We start from the raw sequence: 5,130 nt of genomic DNA, 5'->3' as shown, positions 1-5,130 counted from the left end.
TGGAGCGCTGTGATCCGCATATCGGCCTGCTGCACCGTGGCACCGAAAAGCTGATGGAGAGCCGAACCTACCTGCAGAACCTGCCCTATTTCGACCGGCTGGATTACGTGGCACCGATGAATCAGGAGCATGCCTGGTGTCTGGCCATCGAAAAGCTGACCGGCGTCGAGGTGCCGCGCCGTGCGAGCCTGATCCGGGTGCTCTATTGCGAGATTGGCCGTATTCTGAACCATCTCTTGAACGTCACCACGCAGGCGATGGACGTGGGCGCGCTCACGCCGCCGCTCTGGGGCTTTGAAGAGCGCGAAAAGCTGATGGTGTTCTATGAGCGCGCCAGCGGTGCGCGCCTGCATTCGGCCTATTTCCGCCCCGGTGGCGTGCATCAGGACCTGCCGCCCGAGTTGATCGACGATATCGAGACCTGGGCCAATGAATTCCCCAGTGTGCTCGATGACATTGACGGGCTCTTGACCGAAAACCGCATCTTCAAGCAGCGTAATGCCGATATTGGCGTTGTCAGCCAGCAAGAGGCGCTCGATTGGGGCTTTAGCGGTGTCATGGTGCGCGGCTCTGGCATGGCGTGGGATTTGCGCCGGGCGCAGCCCTATGAATGCTATGACGAGTTCGATTTCCTTGTTCCCGTTGGCAAGAATGGCGATTGCTATGATCGCTATCTCTGCCGGATGGAGGAAATGCGCCAATCTCTGCGGATCATCCATCAGGCGATTGCCAAGCTGCGGGCGCCCGAGGGGCAGGGCGATATTCTGGCGCGGGGCAAGATCACCCCACCCAAGCGCGGCGAAATGAAGCGCTCGATGGAGGCGCTCATTCACCACTTCAAGCTCTATACCGAGGGCTTCCGCGTGCCCGAGGGCGAAGTCTATGTCGCCGTCGAGGCGCCCAAGGGCGAATTTGGCGTGTATCTTGTGGCGGATGGCACCAATCGGCCGTATCGCGCCAAGCTGCGCGCGCCGGGGTTCCTGCATTTGCAGGCGATGGATCATGTCGCCAAGGGGCATCAACTGGCCGATGTGGCGGCGATCATCGGGACGATGGATGTCGTCTTTGGGGAGATCGACCGGTAATGAGCTGGGCGAGCCTTGCCATAGCGCTTTCGGGCGCGGGGGTGCTGGTAACGGGGGCGTTGGCCGCCCTCTTTCTGCGCGACCCGGTGGCGGGCATGGTGGCCACGACCCATCGCGCCGCGCAATTGCCGCAGGTGATGGCCAATCGCTATGTGGCGATGCTGGTCCTTGCGCTTGGCGCGACGGTCTATGGGGATTTCAAGGTGATCGCGCTGCTCTTTGCCGCGTTTGCCTATATGGCGTTTCACGATGCCTGGATCTACGCGCGAGCGGGGCAAGCGGTGGCCAAGCATATCGGCGCAGGCGTTGCCGCGCTGATCGTGGTTGTGGTGGCGAGTTTGGCGATTGGACAGGGCGCATGAGAAGTTTGGGTATAATGGTGCTTTGTGTTCTGCCGGTCATGGGCCAAGCGCAGGCTGTGTCCTCGGAGCGGATTGAGGAATTCGTGGGTGTCATGGCGCAGCATGGCTGTCGCATGTCGCCCTATCAAGCGGACAAGGTGATGCCCGAGGCCGGTTTCGCCGACAAGGACGAGACCAAGGCCATCACCGAGCAACTTGTGAGCGAAGAGCGCGCACGCATCCTCGATGGGCAGCTTGTGGTCTTTGGCGGCGTCTGTGGCGGCAAGCTCGATTATTCGGGGCGCGAGCGGTTCTTTGCGGCCATTGCCGACAATAATTGCGTGATGACCATCGACGAGGCCAAGCTCTTGTTGCCGCGTGTGGGCGTCGAGATGACCGAAGTGCGGCTCTTGATGGACAAGATGGAGCGGATGGCAGAAATCCGTGTGTCCGAGGATCAAAAGGCGGTGTTTCTGGAGCAGAGCCTCTGCGACAAGTTCAAGGGCCTGTCGGCGGACATGATGGCCAGCAACCCCGAGATTACCGCGCCGCAGCGTGGACCCGAGGAGCTGCGCGCCGATTTCATCGCCTATATGAAGACAGCCGGGTGCAGTTTGAGCCGCGCCGAGGCCGATAGCCAGCTTCCGGCAGCCGGGTTCACCACCAAGGAATTGCGCCCGGTGATTGGCAAGATGTTGCAAGAGGGCGAGGCGGTGATGAACACCGAGGATGACTCGCTCTCGCTTTCAGAAGAGGTGTGTTCGCAATGATCACCGCACGGATTGCGGCACTGGCCGCGTTTGGTTTTCTTGCAGGCTGTGCCCTGCCGCCCGAAGGTGTGGGCCAGGAAGGCATCGCGCGCTATGATGCTGCCGCCGCGTCGCTGGGATGCCGCCTTGTGACTGAGCCCGACTATCTGGCCGCCGAAATCCAGACCGGGCTCAAGCGGCAGCAATTGCTGGATATCACCGCCTATAAACTGTCCTCGGGCGGAGCCGTTCGGCTGCCTGATGGGGGCGTGAAACTGACTACAGGAGCCTGTGCCTGAGAATGCTACGTCGCCTTTATCATCAACAGCCCGAGAGCTTTGCCTTTAGCCCCGCCAATAAGGCCTGGGCCGAGGGGCAGATCAGCAAATATCCCGAGGGCCGTCAGGCCAGCGCGATCATCCCGCTATTGTGGCGGGCGCAGGAGCAGGAAGGCTGGCTGAGCCGTCCGGCGATCGAGCATGTGGCCGACATGCTGGGGATGGATTACATCCGAGCGCTGGAGGTGGCGACGTTCTACTTCATGTTCCAGTTGCAGCCGGTGGGCAGCGTGGCGCATTTCCAGATTTGTGGCACCACGACCTGCATGATCTGCGGGGCCGAGGATCTGATTGCGGTCTGCAAGGACAAGATTGCGCCCAAGGCGTTTGATCTGTCGGCGGATGGCAAGTTTTCCTGGGAAGAGGTCGAATGTCTGGGCGCTTGCGCCAATGCTCCCATGGCGCAGATCGGCAAGGATTATTACGAGGATCTGACTGCCGCGCGGTTCGCTGAGATCATCGACGAATTGGCAGCAGGCAAGGTGCCGGTGCCGGGGCCGCAGAATGGTCGTTATGCCGCCGAGCCGAAATCGGGGCTGACCAGCCTCAAGGAATTCGACAGCGGTCGCGCGCAGTATAATGCCAGCGCACAGGCGGCGGTGGATATCGGCGACACGGTCAAGCGGATTGACGGCACCGAGGTGCCGCTCTTGACGCCGTGGCGCGACAAGGGGGCGATGCACAAGCCCGCCCCTTCGGCGGTCAAGCAGAACGCCGAGCCGGTGGCTATTGTGACCAAGGTTTCCCCCGGCACGCCCGCGGATGCGACCGGGGCCACCAAGGCCGAGGCGCAAGCCAAATCGACCGCGAAGCCGGATGTGGAACCGGCGGCAAAGCCCGCCAAGCCTGCGAAAGCGGCGGCTGAGGCCGCACCTGCGCCGGGCAAGAAGCCTGAAACGCTGAGCGCGCCGCGTGAAACGGGCGCGGACGATCTCAAGATGATCAAGGGTGTCGGCCCCAAGCTGGAGCAGCTTTTGCACAGCATGGGCTTTTACCACTTTGATCAGGTGGCGAAATGGACGGAGGAGGAGATCAGTTGGGTCGATCAGAACCTTGAGGGATTCAAGGGACGGGTCAGCCGGGACAACTGGGTTGAGCAGGCAAAGTTGCTGGCGGACGGCAAAGAGACGGAGTTCTCTGCCCGTGCCAAGAAAGGTGGCGTTTACTGAATACGCCTGTCTGAACACAACAGGGGGTTACTGTCATGTCTGATACGTCGAAACTGAGCACTTGCCAGATCATAAGCTGGGGCCTTGCGCTCTTGTCCGGGGTTCTGGTGGTCTGGTCCACAGCCGGAGCGGTGGGGTTCTTTGCCGCGCTTCTGTTGGGAGTGGCCTTTGCGGTGTTCTTTGGCCTCGTGATCACGGGTCTGGTCTGCACCGGGTATAACCCCGACGATCGCGGGATCGAGGCGCGCGATGTCGAGGCGACGTTGCGGGGCGTGACGGGGATCACCGGCTACAAGGCGCCGGATGTTGAGGAAGAGGCGCCTGCAGCGGCACCGGCACCCGTGGCCGCTGCGGTGGCCACGCCCGCACAATCGGCGGCGGTGAGTGTGGCGGAGACCGAGATGGAACCGGCGGGCACGAAGCCCGCAGCACTATCGGCCCCGCGCGGTGGGGCGGCGGATGACCTCAAGCAGATCAAGGGGGTGGGCCCCAAGCTTGAGGAACTCTGTCATGCGTTGGGCTTTTACCACTTTGACCAGATCGCGGGCTGGTCGGCGGCAGAGGTGGCCTGGGTCGATGAGAACCTCAAGGGGTTCAAGGGCCGGGTGAGCCGCGACAATTGGGTCGAACAGGCCAAGACCCTCGCCGCTGGTGGCGAGACAGAGTTTTCCAAACGCGTCGCATCGGGCGGCGTTTACGAGGAATGATGCAAGCGATGCGCAGTCAAGACAAAGACCGGCAAATGGCACGCAAGGGCCGCACCGTGGGTGTGGTGATTGCGGCGACCATGCTGATCTGGATGGCCGCGCAATGGCTGGGCGCGCAGATGGGATGGCCGATCCGGTTCGTCTTTCTGTTCGATCTGGCCGCCATCGCCGCCTTTTTCTGGGCGTTGGTGGTGACTTATCAAATCTGGCGCATGCGCCGGGACAATCAGGGGTAGCGGAATGCTCAAGGACCAGGACCGTATCTTTACCAATCTCTACGGGATGCATGATCGCAGCCTCAAGGGGGCCTTGGCGCGTGGGCATTGGGATGGCACGGCCAAGATATTGCAGAACGGCCGTGACTGGATCGTGAACAAGATGAAGGCGAGCGGGCTGCGCGGGCGCGGCGGTGCGGGCTTTCCCACGGGTCTGAAATGGTCGTTCATGCCCAAGGAAAGCGACGGGCGGCCAAGCTATCTGGTGGTCAATGCCGATGAATCCGAACCGGGCACTTGCAAGGATCGCGAGATCATGCGCCATGATCCGCACACTCTGGTCGAGGGCTGTTTGATTGCCAGCTTCGCGATGAACGCGCATGCCTGTTACATCTACATCCGCGGGGAATACATCCGCGAGAAAGAGGCGCTGCAGACCGCGATTGACGAGGCTTATGCGGCGGGTCTGGTGGGCAAGAACGCCTGCAAATCCGGCTGGGATTTTGACATTTATCTGCATCACGGG

The 5,130-nt window shown here is 61.6% G+C and carries 7 protein-coding genes and 1 pseudogene; all 8 read left to right on the top strand.

Features of this window, described 5'->3' with window-relative positions:
- Positions 1-1,085, top strand: a 1,085-nt coding sequence (locus KBT70_RS07780; protein ID WP_296630826.1) for an NADH-quinone oxidoreductase subunit D, incomplete at its 5' end; no start/stop codon positions are given.
- Positions 1,085-1,447 (top strand): hypothetical protein, encoded by a 363-nt coding sequence (locus KBT70_RS07775; protein ID WP_296630822.1) that lies wholly within the window; start codon positions 1,085-1,087, stop codon positions 1,445-1,447. The genes KBT70_RS07780 and KBT70_RS07775, both read left to right, overlap by 1 nt.
- Before the next feature lie 14 nt (positions 1,448-1,461).
- Entirely contained in the window at positions 1,462-2,196 is a 735-nt protein-coding gene (locus KBT70_RS07770; RefSeq protein WP_296630819.1) for a hypothetical protein, read from the top strand.
- A complete protein-coding gene (locus tag KBT70_RS07765) occupies positions 2,193-2,474 on the top strand; it encodes a hypothetical protein (RefSeq protein ID WP_296630817.1) in 282 nt (93 codons plus the stop codon). The genes KBT70_RS07770 and KBT70_RS07765 overlap by 4 nt, the downstream gene beginning before the upstream one ends.
- A gap of 2 nt (positions 2,475-2,476) precedes the next feature.
- Complete coding sequence (locus KBT70_RS07760; protein ID WP_296630815.1) at positions 2,477-3,682, top strand: NADH-quinone oxidoreductase subunit E; 1,206 nt, start codon at positions 2,477-2,479, stop codon at positions 3,680-3,682.
- A gap of 35 nt (positions 3,683-3,717) precedes the next feature.
- Positions 3,718-4,389, top strand: a complete 672-nt coding sequence (locus KBT70_RS07755; RefSeq protein WP_296630813.1) for an NADH:ubiquinone oxidoreductase — start codon at positions 3,718-3,720, stop codon at positions 4,387-4,389.
- A complete protein-coding gene (locus KBT70_RS07750; RefSeq protein WP_296630810.1) occupies positions 4,386-4,625 on the top strand; it encodes a DUF5337 domain-containing protein in 240 nt (79 codons plus the stop codon). The genes KBT70_RS07755 and KBT70_RS07750 overlap by 4 nt, the downstream gene beginning before the upstream one ends.
- Before the next feature lie 4 nt (positions 4,626-4,629).
- Positions 4,630-5,130: pseudogene (locus KBT70_RS07745) on the top strand (NADH-quinone oxidoreductase subunit F); the annotation flags it as partial.

This window comes from Roseovarius sp. (assembly GCF_018066915.1).
Classification (GTDB): Bacteria; Pseudomonadota; Alphaproteobacteria; order Rhodobacterales; family Rhodobacteraceae; genus Roseovarius.
The sequence above is the reverse complement of the archived record's forward strand: the minus strand, read 5'-3'. Positions and strand labels throughout refer to the sequence as shown.